18 protein-coding genes are annotated in these 15,763 nt (G+C 68.4%); 10 read left to right on the top strand and 8 right to left on the bottom strand.

Annotation, left to right across the window (positions count from 1 at the left end):
- The first annotated feature begins 104 nt into the window (after positions 1-104).
- The 4 genes from FBY35_RS36770 to FBY35_RS00820 all read left to right on the top strand — a co-directional run bounded on the left by FBY35_RS36770 (position 105) and on the right by FBY35_RS00820 (position 3,596).
- Positions 105-380, top strand: a complete 276-nt coding sequence (locus tag FBY35_RS36770) for a hypothetical protein (RefSeq protein WP_260848452.1) — start codon at positions 105-107, stop codon at positions 378-380.
- Between the two features lie 491 nt (positions 381-871).
- Positions 872-1,462, top strand: a complete 591-nt coding sequence (locus FBY35_RS36765) for a replication-relaxation family protein (protein WP_260848451.1) — start codon at positions 872-874, stop codon at positions 1,460-1,462.
- Positions 1,348-2,151, top strand: coding sequence for a replication-relaxation family protein (locus FBY35_RS00825; protein WP_260848653.1), 804 nt, complete (start codon positions 1,348-1,350; stop codon positions 2,149-2,151). The genes FBY35_RS36765 and FBY35_RS00825 overlap by 115 nt, the downstream gene beginning before the upstream one ends.
- Before the next feature lie 338 nt (positions 2,152-2,489).
- Positions 2,490-3,596 carry a hypothetical protein gene (locus tag FBY35_RS00820; protein ID WP_142211931.1) on the top strand — a complete coding sequence of 369 codons (1,107 nt, stop codon included), beginning with the start codon at positions 2,490-2,492 and terminating at the stop codon, positions 3,594-3,596.
- Between the two features lie 162 nt (positions 3,597-3,758).
- On the opposite strand, the gene FBY35_RS00815 is transcribed toward FBY35_RS00820, so the two are convergent.
- Genes FBY35_RS00815 through FBY35_RS00805 form a run of 3 tightly spaced genes read right to left on the bottom strand, consistent with a single transcriptional unit; the run spans position 3,759 to position 5,412 of the window.
- Positions 3,759-4,337, bottom strand: a complete 579-nt coding sequence (locus tag FBY35_RS00815; RefSeq protein WP_142211930.1) for a hypothetical protein — start codon at positions 4,335-4,337, stop codon at positions 3,759-3,761.
- Positions 4,334-5,017 carry a DUF6233 domain-containing protein gene (locus FBY35_RS00810; protein WP_142211929.1) on the bottom strand — a complete coding sequence of 228 codons (684 nt, stop codon included), beginning with the start codon at positions 5,015-5,017 and terminating at the stop codon, positions 4,334-4,336. The genes FBY35_RS00815 and FBY35_RS00810 overlap by 4 nt, the downstream gene beginning before the upstream one ends.
- Before the next feature lie 5 nt (positions 5,018-5,022).
- Positions 5,023-5,412 carry a hypothetical protein gene (locus FBY35_RS00805; protein ID WP_142211928.1) on the bottom strand — a complete coding sequence of 130 codons (390 nt, stop codon included), beginning with the start codon at positions 5,410-5,412 and terminating at the stop codon, positions 5,023-5,025.
- A 162-nt stretch (positions 5,413-5,574) separates the two neighbouring features.
- On the opposite strand from FBY35_RS00805, the gene FBY35_RS00800 reads away from it, so the two are divergent.
- From FBY35_RS00800 to FBY35_RS00785, 4 genes are all read left to right on the top strand, one after another.
- Entirely contained in the window at positions 5,575-6,339 is a 765-nt protein-coding gene (locus FBY35_RS00800) for a Ku protein (RefSeq protein ID WP_142211927.1), read from the top strand.
- A 174-nt stretch (positions 6,340-6,513) separates the two neighbouring features.
- On the top strand, positions 6,514-6,738 hold the full coding sequence (locus FBY35_RS00795) for a hypothetical protein (protein ID WP_142211926.1): 225 nt from the start codon (positions 6,514-6,516) through the stop codon (positions 6,736-6,738).
- A gap of 707 nt (positions 6,739-7,445) precedes the next feature.
- Entirely contained in the window at positions 7,446-8,027 is a 582-nt protein-coding gene (locus tag FBY35_RS00790) for a thermonuclease family protein (RefSeq protein ID WP_260848450.1), read from the top strand.
- A gap of 153 nt (positions 8,028-8,180) precedes the next feature.
- A complete protein-coding gene (locus tag FBY35_RS00785) occupies positions 8,181-8,648 on the top strand; it encodes a hypothetical protein (RefSeq protein WP_142211924.1) in 468 nt (155 codons plus the stop codon).
- A gap of 801 nt (positions 8,649-9,449) precedes the next feature.
- Here FBY35_RS00785 and FBY35_RS00775 read toward each other — a convergent pair.
- The 5 genes from FBY35_RS00775 to FBY35_RS00760 all read right to left on the bottom strand — a co-directional run bounded on the left by FBY35_RS00775 (position 9,450) and on the right by FBY35_RS00760 (position 12,204).
- Positions 9,450-9,854 (bottom strand): excalibur calcium-binding protein, encoded by a 405-nt coding sequence (locus tag FBY35_RS00775; RefSeq protein WP_142211923.1) that lies wholly within the window; start codon positions 9,852-9,854, stop codon positions 9,450-9,452.
- Positions 9,855-10,095: 241 nt separating this feature from the next.
- Positions 10,096-10,446, bottom strand: a complete 351-nt coding sequence (locus FBY35_RS00770) for a hypothetical protein (protein ID WP_142211922.1) — start codon at positions 10,444-10,446, stop codon at positions 10,096-10,098.
- An 84-nt stretch (positions 10,447-10,530) separates the two neighbouring features.
- On the bottom strand, positions 10,531-11,391 hold the full coding sequence (locus FBY35_RS00765; RefSeq protein ID WP_142211921.1) for a hypothetical protein: 861 nt from the start codon (positions 11,389-11,391) through the stop codon (positions 10,531-10,533).
- Between the two features lie 36 nt (positions 11,392-11,427).
- Entirely contained in the window at positions 11,428-11,571 is a 144-nt protein-coding gene (locus FBY35_RS35965) for a hypothetical protein (RefSeq protein WP_160159189.1), read from the bottom strand.
- 288 nt (positions 11,572-11,859) lie between these two features.
- Positions 11,860-12,204 carry a hypothetical protein gene (locus tag FBY35_RS00760; protein ID WP_142211920.1) on the bottom strand — a complete coding sequence of 115 codons (345 nt, stop codon included), beginning with the start codon at positions 12,202-12,204 and terminating at the stop codon, positions 11,860-11,862.
- A gap of 478 nt (positions 12,205-12,682) precedes the next feature.
- On the opposite strand from FBY35_RS00760, the gene FBY35_RS36760 reads away from it, so the two are divergent.
- Positions 12,683-14,992 carry a hypothetical protein gene (locus tag FBY35_RS36760; RefSeq protein ID WP_260848449.1) on the top strand — a complete coding sequence of 770 codons (2,310 nt, stop codon included), beginning with the start codon at positions 12,683-12,685 and terminating at the stop codon, positions 14,990-14,992.
- Position 14,993: 1 nt separating this feature from the next.
- A complete protein-coding gene (locus FBY35_RS00750; RefSeq protein ID WP_142211919.1) occupies positions 14,994-15,689 on the top strand; it encodes a DUF6308 family protein in 696 nt (231 codons plus the stop codon).
- The last annotated feature ends 74 nt before the right edge of the window (positions 15,690-15,763 follow it).

Genomic DNA, 15,763 nt, shown 5'->3' with positions numbered 1-15,763 from the left:
CCCGGCACGCTGCGCGACGGCCGGGGAAAAGCCGCTGCCGCCCTGGGAACGCAGCTGCGAGACTGCGGCGATGACCACGCAGCGGCTGCCGTTCCCGGTCCCGGATGAGCGAGCCCACCTCTTCGTCGACAGCTACGCCGACATGCACGAGCGCGTTGTTGAGGACCTGGTCGTGCACCGGTGTACCCGAGGCCGCGGCGACGGTCCTGTGCACGGCCCGTGAGCTGCTGCGCCAGTCGTACTACTGCTACGAGTTCTCCACCGTGGCGGTCATGCACTCTCTGATCGCGGTGGAGATCGTGTTGCGCGACCGCATCCCGGGCGCGGGCAAGAAGCCTCGGCAGAGGCTCATCGAGCAGGTGCCCACGCGGGCATCCTGACGGCCCGGCAGGCGGAGTACCTCGACTACGGTCGGCAGATCCGTAACGGGATGGCGCACGGCCAGACCACGCACGCGGTGATGCCTCCGGCCATGGGGGTCCCGATGGTGCGCACGTCGTTCACCATTGTCACCGAGCTGTCCGCCCTGGCGCCTGGCTGATGACGACAGCTCACCGGCGATACGCCGCGGTTTGCTGGTGAGTTGGGCAAGCGGGCCCTGCTCCGTACGTTCTGCCCTACAGCCCGCCCTACAGTCGCCCCTACGCTCTGGCCTACAGTGAACTTCGGCCGGAGGACCTGTGTTTGCGCAGTTCGGGGGTCGGTTTCGGGTCTGGTGAGTGCCTCGACACCCCTTACTCCCGCCTCTCTTGTGTCAGTGAGGGGTGGTGGAGTGGTCGTGCGGGGTCGCGGTGGGGGGCTCGGGTGCCCGCCCCGGCCCCGGGGGTTCCGCCTGGTCTGGCGGGCGACGGGTACGAAGGATGGAGCGGAGTTGGGTGAGGCACGGCAGTGGCCGTACAAGTCGACGGGGCGGGTGCGCGCGCTGGTGCTGCTCGCGCTCGGGGTGGTGAAGGTTGCGACGGCCGAGCAGCTGCGGCAGCTGGTGCTGCCGGGTACGGCGGATGCGCAGACGGTGCGCAACACGTGCAAGGACCTGCGGCATGCCGGGCTGGTGGAGTCCGTCGGCAAGACGTCCCGTCCAGGCAAGGCCGGACAGCCGGTCGCGCAGCAGCTGTGGAACTTGACCACCGCGGGCCTGGCTGCGGCGGCGGCTGAACTGGGCCGGCCCGTGCGGGAGATGGGCGGCACCGCCCGGGATGCGGCGAAGGCCGGTGCCGCGCACGCACTTGCGGTGACGGACACGATCGGCGCGTTCCGCCAGTCCCCGCCGCTGGCGACCAGGCCCGTCGCCCGCCGCGGCACGACACCGGCGTCCCAAGCCTCCCGGCACAGGCGCGAGAGGTGCCAGTGCGGCCACCGGGTCTGGGACACCTGCGGGGCTGGGAGACCGAGGTCGCCCTCCCCGTCACCGGCACGTTCGCTACGCCGAGCAAGGGCAGCCTGCGGGCAGATGCGGTGCTGACCGCGCCCGAGGACGGGGTGCCGGTGCTGTTCGTGGAGGTCGACAACCACACCGAACCGGCCGCCGTTGTCGCCCGCAAGATCGAGCGATACCAGAAGTTCTTCCGGCGCCAGATGAAAGACCACCGGGGCCGTGACGTGGCGATGTGGTCGACGCTGTGGGAGGACTCCGGCCGCGGCGGCTTCCCGCCCGTTGCCTTGGTGTTCGCCAAGGACGTCGGCGCGGAGGCGCGATTGAACCGGATGAAGGCGATCCGCGATGCGTCCCGGCCGTGCTGGGAGGGCCGGTGGGAGAGCGACCACGGCTGGCACGTCGCCGCCGAGGGGGAGGAGCGCGAGGGCTGGGGGAGCTTCGACGGCACCGTCCCGGTCATCGCCACCCATCTCGGCCAGCTGAAAGCCAAGGGCCCGCACGGTGCCATCTGGTGGCGCTTCGGCCGTTCCGAATGGCAGACCTTCACCGTCGCCCTCACCAACACGAACACTCGCGAGGACTACCTGGCGCGCGACGAGAAGCGCCGCCAGGAGCGCGAAGCCGCCCGCGTCCTCGAGGATCAGGCGGTCCGGGACGAGTTGGGAGCGCTGGCAGGAGTCGTGGGAGTGCCCGTCCTGCGGTACGGACGTCACCCCGGACACGGTGGGCGAGTCCGGCTGCCAGCCAGCGGAAGGCGGGCGGTGCCCGACGTGTGAGAGAGTCCACCGCGAAGTCCAGGCGGAGCGACCAGCGGCGGAAGACGCTGCCCGAAGCAATGGAATCCTCGCCCGTCTGCGCGCTCGCACCGAAGGCCAATAGAGATTGCCCTGAGCGAACGCCCCGCCAGCACCACTGGTCACGGCCGTCCTTCACGTTTCTTGGGAGCGGGCTACCGATGCTTCGAGCGCCCCCGATTCGCGCTCTGTCTCGTCATGTCGGGTCTGCGCCACGGTGGGTGCAACCTGGGGGCGGAATCCCTCATTCAGCCGCCATGGAGGTGGCCGATCCGGTCCCCGGTGTAAGGCGGTCAAGGCAAATGGCAACACTTCGGCCTGTGTTCGTCGACTGGACGTCCCGCAACGATGAGCGGACCGAGGCGATTGGGACCCTGGGCGGTGCTTCGGTGACGCTCGCCGGGCCCCTGGGTGCCGCTTATCTGCACGAGGACTGGACGGAATTTGGGTTGGCGTACTTCACCCCGCCGCTGCCCGCCTCGGACATGATCGAAATGGTCGGTCTTTTTGAAGGCAGTGCGCTCGAAGTCAGCTTCGGTAGCCCGGTGAAGGATCCCGTGTTCCATCTGGGATCGCTCGCCTCCGAGCTGGAGTTTCTGGACCTTCCGGCAGGTACGCGGGTCGACCGGCTCAGCGGCGACGATCATTTCGAGGTCGACGGCAACAAGGTCAGGGGCGCGTTTGCGGATCCTGTCCCCAACCCCGACGGGAGTCTTGGGCCCAGTGACTCCAACGGCAGCGTCCGCCTTCGCGGGCGGGAGCCGGTCTCTTCGATCAGGTTCACCCTGAAGCCGACCTACACCGCAGGCTCGCCCGACGGCGTACACCTCCAGATCGGCGGGACGGTAGAACAGCCTATGTTCGTCGACTGGACGTCCCGCAACGATGAGCGGACCGAGGCGATTGGAACCCTGGACCGCCGCACTTCGGTGACGCTCACCGGGCCCCTGGGTGCCGCTTATCTGCACGAGGACTGGACGGAATTTGGGTTGGCGTACTTCACCCCGCCGCTGCCCGCCTCGGACATGATCGAAATGGTCGGTCTTTTTGAAGGCAGTGCGCTCGAAGTCAGCTTCCGTCCCCCGGTGAAGGATCCCGTGTTCCATCTGGGATCGCTCGCCTCCGAGCTGGAGTTTCTGGACCTTCCCGCAGGTACGCGGGTCGACCGGCTCAGCGGCGACGATCATTTCGAGGTCGACGGCAACAAGGTCAAAGGCGAGTATGCGGCCCCTGTCCCCAACCCCGACGGGAGCCTCGGGCCCAGTGACTCCAACGGCAGCGTCCGCCTTCGCGGGCGGGAGCCCGTCTCTTCGATCAGGTTCACCCTGAAGCCGACCTACACCGCAGGCTCGCCCGACGGCGTACACCTCCAGATCGCCGGGACGCCGTTGCCGCACACATCTCCAACCGAGACGGCTACCGCCTGAGCCGAGCTCAGACAACGAACCGCGATGCCCCCCAGTCGAGCAGATGTTGGACGACCAGATCCTGGCCACCTGGACGAGGTCGAGCCGCATGCCCGGCTGGGGCCTGCTCCTCGTCGATCGCTGAGGTTCACGCTATCGGGCTGTGCCGCGGTGACCGGCTGGTCAGGCGGTTTCGTGGCTTTCGGCGATGGCGGCGGGGTCCCAGTGGTAGAAGCGCCAGTAGTCCATCGGCCACCCGTCCTCGATGAGACAGATCTTCACGTGGATCGAGACCGCCCCGTCGGTGTCGGTCCACCGCCGGAAGGCCTTCGCCGGGTGCCACTGCCCGCCGAGCCGGATCCGCACGCGGACCATGCGGTCGGGGCCGAAGTTCTCGATGTGCGGAAGGACGTAGCTGTCGCCCTGCGGCGGCCCGAGCCGCACGCGTTGGGCGTCGCCGGGCCTGGCGGTCTCTTCGACCGGGCTGGTGCCGAAGGCTCGGGTGATCATGGCGCGGGGGTCGCCCCACACCCAGGTGTCGGGGCACCAGCGGCCCCAGCTGCCGTCGGGCAGGACGGGCCGGATGTCGGCACGGAAGGCGGTGCGGCCGTCGGCGTAGTTGCGCCGCTCGTACCCCAGCCCGGCCCAGGGCTGCCCGCCGAGAGACAGTTTGATGTCGACGAACGGGTCATACGTCTCGATCGAGACGGGATCCACCGACAGTTCCTTGGGAGGGATCTCGACTGCGTCGCGGTCGATCACGCTCCGCTCCCGTCAGCCGGGTGAGGATGTTCCGGTGCCCGCTGGCCAACTGCAGGGCCCCGCCCCGGGTCTTGAGGCGCTGATGGCGTGCCGAGCGTGGGGTGCCGGCGCAGCTGAGCAATCGTCTTGTCGGCGCTGCACATGGTGCAGACGGCGGCCCCGGGCTGCGCGAAGGCCTGGAGAGCCTGGGTGGCGCTGAGGTCGAACGGCCCCTTGTAGATGGGGCAGTCCTCGGTGTGTACACGGGTACGGCGCGGGCCGGTGGCGTCATAGGCGTACCGCTCCCGCTCCACGCCCCACTTCGTCGCGTCGGCTGGTGCGGCCTCGTGCTCGTGCTGCGGCGGCGCATCGGGCAGACGGCGCCCGGTGCGGGCGCGGATGATCGCGTCCCGGTGCCGGGTGAGCGGCACGCCCTGGTAGGAGACGCCGTCGATCGGCCGGACATGCGTCTGCGGCGCATCGAACTCGACGTCGGCGGGCTCGGGGACGTCGCGGGCACCGAGCTGGGTGGTGGCCCAGAGCGTCACGCTCACTCGGTAGAACCAGGACCCGGTCGAGCCCTGCCCTCGGTGATGGAGCCGTCCGGTGAGCTCCTGGTCGCCGTAGAGGCGGATCCGGATGGGCGGCGTCGGGGACTGCGACGGCGGCTCCCCGTCGGCCAGGCCCTCGACTTCGTCCACGACGGCTACGCCGCCTCAGCCGCAATGCTCTGCCCGCTGTCGGCGCCCGTCGATGGCGCTTCCAGCCGCTTGAGCGTCATGCGGGCATCGACCTGCTCGCCGGTCGGCACGCTGCTCCACCACGGGTGGGTGATGACCGCGGCCGACAGCCGCACCAGCCGACGGCGCAGCCGCGCGTACTGGTCGATCTGCTCCTCTGTCCAGCCGGGCGAGGCGGGGAAGGTGGTGATCCGGTCGCCCAGCGGGCTGTACGTCTTGGTGGTCGAACTCCACCCCTCGGTGGCTTCGACTGCCCACGGGAGCTGGCGGCCCATGGCCTCGTACTGGGCGCGGACGCGGTGGACCTGCAGCTGCAGGGCTCGCAGGCGGCCGGGGAAACGGTAGGCGGTGCTCACACACGTAAGCGTACTCGTGTTCGAATTTGGCGGGCCACGGCACGCCACCAGTCACTCGGTCGGGCGCCGGGCGAACTCGCGCGCCAAGGCCGACGGGGGACGGCACGCTCCTCGTGGAGCAACCGCCGCGCGGCCCTCGGTCCGGGTGTGCACAGTTGGATCATGCGCGCCCTTTGGACAGGTCACGTCACCTGCGGAATGGTCACCGTTCCGGTGCGTCTGTACGCCGCGACCGAGGACCCGCGCCCGCGGATGCACCAGGTCCACACCGCCGACGGGTCCAGGATTCGGCACCGGAGGGTCTGCGAAGCCGAAGCCCGCGAGGTCAGCGAAGCCGAGATCAGCAGGGGCTGGGAAGCGCCGGACGGACGCATGGTCGTCCTGCGCGACGAGGACCTGGACCACCTGCCCCTGGCCACCCGCAAGACGGTCGAGATCATGGGCTTCGTCGGCGAACAGGACGTCGACCCACTGCTGTACGACCGAGGCTACTTCGCCGGCCCCGATGGACCGGTCGCCCAGCGCCCCTACGCCCTCCTGGTCGAAGCACTCGCCCGCACCGCCCGCGTCGGCATCGCCAAGTTCGCCGTCCGCACCCGCGAGCGCCTGGCCGTGCTGCGCCCACGCCGCGGCATCCTTGTGGTCCACGCTCTGCGGTGGCCCCAAGAGCTCCGTCAGCCCGGCGACATGGCTTCGAGTGCCCCGGTGACCGAGCGGGAGCTGGAGCTCGCCGAGGTGCTGATCGGGCAGCTGACCGGGGTGGACATCGCGGAAGTGCATGACGAGTACGGAGCTGCACTCGAACAGGTGGTGACGGCGAAGCTCGAAGGACTGGGATGGGCGGAGCCTCCCGAGCCGCAGCCCTCCGTCGACCTGATGCAAGCCCTGGAGGACAGCATCCGCCAGGCCCGGCGCGGCGAGCAATAAGCGGCCGCCGGAGGACTGCAGATCACCCCGTTCGGGTCGCAGTGTCCGGACGTTGCCGTCCAGCGCGTGGCGCGCCGCGGTGAGAACCGCCCGCCGTGCCTCTTCCAAGCGCCTGTACTCGCCTGCCATATGGTCGAGCATCGCCGTGCGTCCTCTCATGTGTGGGCTCGCGGCGTGCCTGGCGTGACGTACTGCCGCGACATCACCGACATCCACGAAGCACTGATCTATGGCAATGAGGGCCGCCGGTGCATCCGTCTCGCGGAGCAGCTGGACGACGACGTCCTCGACATCGAGTCGTGGCGGGTCGGACCCCGCCTGATGATCCTGCTCGAAGAGATCAACTCGACCATGAAGCAGCTCAACCGGTACCGGGAGAAGATCCGGGAGAAAGGGTGACCCGAAGACCAGCCCCGCCATCGACGCCCTCGCCGAGATCCTGTTCACGGGGCGTCAGGTGCGCCTTCACGTCCTGTGGTCGCCCAGTCCGCTACCGCCCGCATTGGGCGGACCCGGAGATGCGCGAGAACTTCGCCTCCTGCGTCCTAACGGATCACTCGACTCCGTCACCGACCGGCTCGCCCTCCTGGAACCTAACCACGGCCGCGAAGACCAGCCCAACCCGGACGCCGCAGCGGTTGGTCGGAGGGGGGCCCCGGTATTTCGATGACAAGGGGCCCGGGGCCTCTACGGGGCGACTGCATGTCCTTCTGGCGTGTTCTGCGGGCGCGCTGGGTGCTCTACTGGAGATACCGCTCCCGCGTCACGGCAGGAGGGCGGACATGTCCCCAACCACGCGTCCCGATCCGTCCAGATGGCGCCGCAACCAGCCTCCTACTGCTGGATCGCGCCGGTCCCTTTGGCGTCGGCATCCCTGGCTCACAGCCGTTCTTGCCATATTCGCCGTTGTGCTGGCCTTCGCCGGGCTGGGAGGCATCTTGGAGATGACCGGCTCCGGTTCCCAGCCGTCGAGGTCCCCCACGGCACTGGAGCCTGCCTCCCCGGCCCCACCGCGGACGACATCGGCTCCGCCCTCAGCGTCCCCGTCGCGTAAGCGGACCCCATCTCCGACTGGTCAGGCACAGGAGCCTGCCTTCCCCAGCGCGGTGCTGGTACGGATCATCGACGGCGACACGATCGAGGTCCGCGGCGACGGAAAGATTCTCCCGTCAGGCACGCCTGCCAGAGTCCGGCTACTGGAGATCGACGCGCCGGAGAAGGGCGAATGCTTCAGCCGGGACGCCACTCGCCGCGCTGCCGAGCTCATGCCAACGGGAAGCAGACTCCGGATCGAACGCGATACGGACCTCAAAGACCGGTACGGGCGTTACCTGCTGTACGTGTGGAACGACGACGGCACCTTCGTCAACGAGAGCCTCGTCCGTACCGGCCACGCCAAAGCAACGCTCTACCTGCCCAACGACAAGCACTGGACTGCTATCTCACGCGCCGAGGGCACCGCCGAGCAAGCCGATGCAGGACTGTGGTCCGCCTGCAACACCCAAACTGAAAAGACCCCCACATCACCGAAGCCGGACACCCGCCGACCCCCCGGCCTGCCGGACGGCCCGGCACCCGGCCGCCCCGACGTGGACTGCTCAGACCTGCCCGGACCCGTATGGGTCGGCAACGACGACCCGCACCGACTGGACCGCGACGGCGACGGCATCGGCTGCGACGCAAACTGAGTGTGGCCGACTGCTGCGGCATGGCCCCCTTTTCCTCGCCGGCCCTGACGTGGCCGATGGACAAGTCCTCGCCTCCAACCTATCCGGGCATTCGGCTACCGCCCGGTGAGATGCTCGAAGAAGACATGACCTGCCCTGAGCAGGAGGACAAAGATGAAGCTGTTCAGATCCGAGAAGACGGAAGACGACAAGCTGGCCGAGCAGATGGCTGACGGAAGGGCCAAAGCCCAGAAGCTCACCGAGAAGGCCACAGCCAGGGCTGAGAAGATGGCCAAGAAGGCAGCGATCAAGGACGCAACCGAGCGCGCCGCCGCGAAGGCCCGCCGCCATGAGGCCATGGATGCCGTCTTCGGCTCCAAGGTCACGGACGGAAGCCTGAGCCCGGACCGGTTCGAGGTCTCGGTCACTGAGAACCTCACCGGAAGCGGCGGTCGCCTCGGCGGCTACGGCCAGAGGAACGCCGCATTCCAGACGATGGCCGCGTACCGAGTCGTCGTCACCGACATGGAAACCGGCGTTCCGCAGAAGATCGGATACGCGCCGACATACAAGTCGGCTCACCGGACCGGACGACTATGGATCGACCAGATCGTGACAGGAAAGCGCCGACTCAAGGGCTGACGCAAAACTCCATATGAAAGCTCTCATGGCGCACGTCGGTTCATACGAAGCGAACAGCCCGCAGAACCCGCACCATCGCGCAGAACACCTGCGCCACCGCCGAGGCCGTCCCTACGGCCGAGGCAAGCAGGCCCCGCGCGTAAGTGACGGATCTCAGTGGTAGCTCCGTCATCGCCCCGCTGTTGCGGCCTCCAACCGGCGGATCCGGACCACGCCCCCCAGAACAGCCGGGGCCTGCAAGCGGCAGCAGCGAGCGGCCCAGGCATCATCGAGACCGGCAACGACTCCTACCGCCTCGTCCACACCAAGAACCAGCAGGGGAGCACCTGACCGCACGCATGGACCCGGACTATCGGCCCGGGCTCCCACCCACGCGGGCCAGCACGTCGTCGGCCAGTTCGTCAACTCGCCGTCCAGGAACACAGTGGGCAGCGTGTCCATCGCGGCCGTGCACGGCTCGATCTTGGATTTGCACATCTCCCCGCCACCGACGCCTCATGGGGCGCGACCGTCTCCAGAACCACACGCCGCGACACGTAGGGGGGGCCAAATCACACTGACAGGTCATGCCCGACGGATCGCCAAGTGGAGCCGAAACCCACTGACAAGAGGAGCCAGCTCACGCTGTCGAAGCCAGCCTGACAGCCTCCGCGGCTTGCGCCACCATGCCACTGGCCTTCCCGGGGGTTGAAGCGACCGCCCTTCGCATGCCACATTTCTGGCCCCGGCCCCTACCGTCGACCCCCGCGCCCCAAGCGGATCTCCCGAGTCCGAGCGGAAGGCGCGCTGGAGCCGGACCTGTCAGATACGGCGCCGGCGTCGGGTGACCGTGTAGCCGATGGCTACGGCGGAGCCGAGGGCGAGGCCGAAGCCGATGCCGGTCTGGAGACCGCTGGGACCTGACGCTCCGCCGAGGCCGCCCTTGGCACCGCGAGTAGGTAGGGCGGTCGGGCTTACTGGCTGCTTGGTGGTCCTGGTTTCGCTGCTTCTTCTGGGCAGAGCTTCGCAGGCGATGCCGTCGTCCGGGCCCTGGTCCTCATCGAGCCGGTTTGGGTCGCTCGGGTCTCTGTTGAACTCGGCTTGTGCGTCTTCCTGGAACGTGAAGTCGCGGCAGTCGAGATCCGTCTGCGCCTGCGCAACGCCAGAGAAAACTGCGATGGAAGCGACAGCCAGGGCTATGCCACCCACAGTGGTACGGCAGTTCACAGGAAGCCTCCTATGGTCGGTGCGACCGTCGAATCGACCCTAGGAACAGCGGCGTTGCCTGGCACGTGATGCTAGGCCGAACGGGAAGCGACGACACCAGCTGACCTGGACAGATCCGCCGGGCCGCCCGCGATGTCCCCGAGACGCTGTCGGTACGGGAACAGACTGGCGCCCGCGCCCGCGATCTTCGAGGATGGCTGTGTCAGTTTCTGTGGAGTCGTTTCCGCGGCGCCCGTCATGATCAATGTCGGTTAGTGAGGCGCATGCCAGCCCAATTACGCCGCCTCGTTCTCGGCCGCTCGTGGACGTGCTTCAACGCCATCCGGGCATCGACCACCTTCTGCAGTGACGGCGCCTCCCAGTAGGGATGCGTGCTCACTGCGATCGACAGGGCGAGCAGCTGCTGGCGCAACCGCTTCTCCTTCGCCAGCTGCTCAGCGGTGTAGCCGGGACTGTCGGGAAAGGTCACCACACGGTCGTGGAGCACGTGCTTCTCGCTCGTCCAGCCCGGCTCCGGCGTCTCCGCGCGCGTTTTGTGCAGGTCGAGCTGCACGGCGCGAAGGTCCTTGGGGAAGCCGTACGTTCCAGCCACACCAGAATGATACTTATGTTCGATTTAGGTGGGGCGAGTCTGACGCGCGCAGGGGGCGGGTAGCGCTCAGTCACAACTGCAGCGCTACGGCTTGGAGAGCTTCAGTGTCCACGTTCCGTCCGCGGTCACGTTGAGGTAGTAGGGACCGCCGCTGATCATTTGAGTGACGGTGGAGCCGTTGAAGTTTCCGACTTGGTTGAAGGGGAGGTTCTGCAGGTCGCCCTTCGCGTCAAGGACGGTGACGATGAAGTTCGCTTTACCTCTGTGGGTGCCGCGCAGGGTCGCCGCGTGGTTTGCGGTGAAGGGGCCGACGATGCGGTCGCCCTTCCCTGAGTACGTGTGGGGCAGGGAGACCGCGGCTTGGTGACGCGGCTGCGTGATGGTGATGGTCCAGGCGGAGTCCGCCTGGATCGTGAGGCGGTAGCTGCCAGCACTCATGCCCACGCCCTTGGAGCCGTTGTAGGTGCCGATGGCGTTGACCAGGAGGTCTTTGGTCTGGCCCGAACTGTCGAGCAGCGTGACGATGAAATTGGTCTTGCAGGCGGAACATGTTGACCGGAAGACCGCGAGGCCCTCGGCCACGGTGAAGCGGCTCGTTGCTTGCTGACCGGTTCCACTGAGCTTGATGGGCGGGATGGGGGTGGGGGCCGCCTTGGCTGGCTTGATCTGTTCCGTGCTGCCGGAGGTGGGGCTCAACGAGCCGGGGGAAGCAGGCGGGGAGGCCTTGTTCCCGCCGCTGCTGGCCACGGCGATGATCACAATGAGGGCGATCAGGAAGACAGCTGCGCCGGAGCAGCCCCACAGGAACCGCCGCCCCCGACGTTTCTTCGAAGGAGGCTGCTGCGGGGACGCTCCGCCGATCGACTGGCCGGCGGGTTGCGGCCAGCGGGGAGGCTTCGCAGGGGGCCAACCCTCAGGCTGCCCCGCGCCGGGACCATCTGCCATGGCTCGCTCCCTTCGGGGCGACGCTCAGCTTCCCTGCTACGCCCGCTTGTGTGGCCGTCCGCTCGCCGACTTGTTGGCCGCAGTCTTCTTCGCGGCCGACTCCATCGCACCCCGGATCACCTCACGCCGCCAACGCTCGTCGACGTCGATGGCGACATCGGGAACCGGCCGCGGAGCCACGGCCGGGGCCCACCGGCTTCCAACGGGATCCCCGACCCTGCGGTCACGGCGTTCGCCCGGCCGGGCGTAATCAAGCGCGGCCCATAGCTCGGGTCGTATCGGGCCAGGTCCCGTCCCGGCACCTGGCGCTGCAACACGGCCGGTGCAACGCAACTGCGCGTTGCACCCATGAGCTGCGGTGACACCTCGGACGGGGCCGCCTGGCACCCGTGTTGCAGTGGGGGCCTCCGGCACGGGGCGCCTGACAGCACGAGACCCCGGGCGATGAGGCCAGGGGAGTGGGCGCGGTTAGCCCAGGACGCGCCAGGGTTCCCGGCCCTGCTGGTCGGGACCGCTCTGCGCCGGCGTTCCGCGGTCGAACTGCTTGTAGGCCTGGCGCAGGTACTCGGGCGACAGGTGCGCATCGTTGGCCAGGGTCTGGCCTTCGGCGAGAGCGCGCTCGATGGCCTCGTGCAGGATGACCTGGGTACGGCGGGCTGCTTCGGCGAGGTCGGCGACCGCGTCCGACCACCGGCCCTCCCGCAGGCTGTCGGCTGCATTCTCGGTGATCATTTCGGCGGCCATCGTCAGGCCGGCCGTGAGCATTTGCCGGTCCTCGGGCACGGGCTTGCTGCTCTTCATTGAAAGCTTCATGGCCAGCACCGTAGGGCGAACCTGGGGTGCCTGGGGTGCGATTCGGTCATGGGGGCGTGGCCTTCTCGAAGGTGACCGGCCGAGCGGGAGGCCCGATGTCTCGTATGCATTGGCTGCGGGGCGAAGTTCACCTGCGAACGGTGGAGCGCTAGAGAAGCAGAGGGCGCCGGTTGGAACATCGTCCCGGAGCCGCACCCGTCCTTGTGCGGGACCTGCGACCTGCGGCCCGGGACTGACGCTCGTGGCACCCGCCCGAACTTTGAGCAGGATCAGGCCGCGCCCGAGCAGAAGGGCACCAACTGGGTCTCCCGTCTACGCGGTTGACGGGGGCAAGCCTCTGGCAGAAGCCGGTAAGCCCATGTCCATAGCGGGCAAGCCACGCCGTCGATGCAGAAGAGGTCCCAGCTTCACAATCCACTCGTTTCTGGCCAGGACGGCGCCTAGAGTTCGACCGCTACACCGGGAGTCAGGAGTCGAGATGGATGCTCAGCCAGCAGTTCTCAGCGCGGTGAACAGCGGAGTCGACTCCTGCGAACCACTGCACAAGGTCGGGCGGGTCCTGCGCGCTGGCTGGTCGGACACGAACCCGGGCGAGGAGGAGCGCGAGCACTTCGCGGCCCTGTGGGCGGCCATGGAGTTCCGGCTGCAGGACGGCACCTGGGACGTCGTTCTCGGATCGTTCCGCACCACCGACGACAACGGTGACCTGGTTCCGAGGGCCGTGAAAGATATGGCGCCCGCGGTCCTTGAGGCCTGGGCCGCCTACGCCCCCGAGACGACCCACCCCCTGGTCCGGGCCCGGCTTCATCACCTGCTCTGGGTGGCCCGGCACGGGACACGGCCCATCGAGCACCTCCGCTCCGCAGTGCACAGCTACCGGGATGCTGCCGGCGCGCTGCTGACGAAGGCGGAGGACCACCTAGAGGCACTCGTCCACCCTCCGGAGCCGGGCGGGGCGGCATCCTTCGAAGTCGAGGTGGCCCGACTTACTGCAGCGGACGCCCTGGTGCTCGCCTACGGCCTGGCGGTCGCTACGCGGCAGCCGGAGCGTACCGACATCGTCGGCGAGATGATCGCCCTCGGCCAGGCCGCGCTCGCTTGGAAGCCGCCGTCGCCGGGCGTGCTCGGCCTCATGACCGCCCCGCTCGTGGTCAGCCCGCACGACAGGTCCGCCGTGCGCCCCCTGCTCGAACGTGCCGTCGACGAGTACTGCGGAGAGGGCCAGTTCCACTACCGGGTGGAGTTCCTCGAAGAGCTGCGCTGCGTGGTGGGCGCCGACGATCACCGCAACGTGGACGAACAGATCCACCGCGCCCGTATGGAACTGTCCGACAGCAGCACCGGGTTGCGGAAACTCCTCGCCCTGGAAGACGCTGCTCGACATGCCCGCGACAGCGGGCTGACCGACGCCCTTGGCGAGGTGCGCCGAACGCAGCAGAAGATCGGTCGGGACGAACTTTCCATGAATACCATCGGCACCCCGGTCCCCCTGCCCGCGGGCTACCTGGAGGCAGCGAGCGCGGCCATCGACGCCGCCGACAGCATGGAGCACGCACTTCACTTCATCGCCACCACTCCTCCCACGATGAGTGGCTCCGCGGCCCTGCCATCCGGGCTGCTGTCCCTGCCGACGGTGTACATCAACCCCAACGGCCCCGTCGTGACGCGCACCGTCGGGAGCGACAGCACCGGAGGAGAGGGCTTCTTCTTTCGGCAGCACGTCTTCGCCCTCGACGTGCACGGCCTGGTCGTCGAAGCTCAGCTGGACCGAGTCCGCGACCGGTTCCGCCCGACAGCGGAGGACCTCGTGCCGTTCCTCGCCAGCCCGGAGCATGCTCCGGAGACTCGGATACGCGGTCTCGCCCGCGCCTTCGAGGCGTTCTGGGAGGGCGATGTCGACACGGCCCTGGCCCTGGCGCTGCCACGCCTCGAAGGCACGCTGCGCCGCCGACTCCAGGCAGCCGACATCGCGGTGATCACGCACGCAAAAGGGGAGACCATCGGGCAGGTCCAGCAGCTTGGCCCCCTCCTCGACAAGCTGGATGAACTCGGCTTCCCCGAGCCGTGGCCCCTCGTCCTCCGGACAGTGCTGGGCAACGCCGAGGGGCAGATGAACCTCCGCAACAATGTCCTGCACGACCTGGTCGACACGCCTTCCCGGCACCGGGCAGCGCTCGTGCTCCAGATCGCCTTGGCTGTGCTCTTCCTCGGGGAGGAGCCACCTGCCCGGACGGGGTCTGCCGACAGCGGCACACGGATGCCGTTGCCGTGGAACGCCGCCGCCGATCAGCACCTGCCGTTCCCGGTGCCCGACCCCCGGGCCCATCACTTCGTCATCCAGTACGCCGACATGCACGACATCGTCGCCGGCTTGACGGTGCCCTCCGGTATCCCGCAGTCCGCGGCAACGGTGCTGCACACCGCCCGCGAGCTCCTGCGCCACTCCTACTTCTGCTACGAGTTCTCCACCGTGGCCCTCCTGCACGCCCTGATCGCGATGGAGATCGTCCTCCGGGCCAAGATCCCCGACTCCGGCACGAAGCCGCTCCACGCCCTCATAAAGCAGGGCAAAGAGAGTGGCCTCCTGACCGAGCGGCAGACGGAGTTCCTCCACGATGGGCGCAAGCTCCGCAACCGCATCGCCCACGGCCAGAGGGCTCATTCCGTCATGCCCCCACTCTGGGGGGCCGGGATGCTCACTACGTCCTTCACCCTGATCAGCGAGGTATGGGCGGCCCAGCCGACGCCACCGGTCACAACTGACATAGATGAGGGCACAGGTATCTGAGATGAACGAGCTCGTCACGGGGCCTGGTTCCTCCAGGCGAGAGCCGTCCGTGGTGGGGCAGCGCCTGAACGCCGTTCTGGATGCGGAGCAGGTGGTGGACGACCTGCGCCGCTACTTCGGGATCGGCCTGCCCCCTGGTGCCGGCGTGTTCACGGGGGGCCGGTTCGAGCACCTGGCGGGCGGGGGTGACCGTAGGCAGGTCGCGGACCGGTTCACCGCAGAGGACCTGGTAGCTGTGCAGACCCTGTCGGTGACCGTCCCCGCGCCCGTCGCCCTTGACCTGCTGGAAGGCCCGCTGGGCACCCAACTGTCCGAACTGCTGCGAGGCATCCCTTCCGACACCGATCTGTCCGACGCCGATATCTCGGTCGTCGCGGACGGCTCGCCGGCGTACCGGGCCTGGTGCTTGTTGGAGGACGAGTACAAAATTGGGTGGGTGATCGCCGGGAAGCTCTTAGCCCGCAAGCGGCCGCGGCTGCTGCCGGTCTACGACCGGGTCGTGCGCTGTGCGCTCGGCCACCCGCCGTCGTTCTGGACCGATCTGCGCACCGCCCTGCGCGAGGACGACGCGACCCTGCACCACCGGCTCCTTGGCCTGCGACAGAGTGCGGGCCTGCCCGAGACGGTCAGCGCGCTACGGGTCGCCGATGTCGCGGTTTGGATGGCCCACCCCGCCCCGGGCCACCGCTGCCCCTGAGGACCCACCGCAGGGACGGTCAAATGCTGACGCTCAGAGGCGGCTTGCTGGTGCGTGGGGTGCCTGGCTGGCCC

This window comes from Streptomyces sp. SLBN-118, from assembly GCF_006715635.1.
In the GTDB taxonomy this organism is placed as follows: domain Bacteria; phylum Actinomycetota; class Actinomycetes; order Streptomycetales; family Streptomycetaceae; genus Streptomyces.
This window is presented reverse-complemented; position numbering and strand designations above follow the sequence as displayed.